Raw genomic sequence first — 204 nt, 5'->3', positions numbered from 1 at the left:
GTCTCGTGGGCTCGGTGACCGGGTCGATGCCGTGGGCACGGCAGGCGGCGAGGATCGTCGGGAAGCGGTGTTCCCACATGTCGGCGCCGAAGTGCCGGGCGTCGAGGTACATGTGCTGGGCTTCCAGCTCCCGCATCCGGCGCATGATGCCCTTGGCGACGATGTCCCGCGGGGCCAGTTCGGCGAGCTCGTGCTGCCCCACCA

At 70.1% G+C, this 204-nt stretch carries 1 protein-coding gene; it reads right to left on the bottom strand.

Going from position 1 to position 204, the window contains the following annotated elements; translation table 11 throughout:
- Positions 1 to 204 (bottom strand): FAD-binding protein (locus J0695_RS42685; protein ID WP_206970162.1); only part of this gene is annotated, 204 nt, incomplete at both ends.

The sequence above is a fragment of the Streptomyces beijiangensis genome (assembly GCF_017315755.1).
In the GTDB taxonomy this organism is placed as follows: Bacteria; Actinomycetota; Actinomycetes; order Streptomycetales; family Streptomycetaceae; genus Streptomyces; species Streptomyces beijiangensis.
The sequence above is the reverse complement of the archived record's forward strand: the minus strand, read 5'-3'. Positions and strand labels throughout refer to the sequence as shown.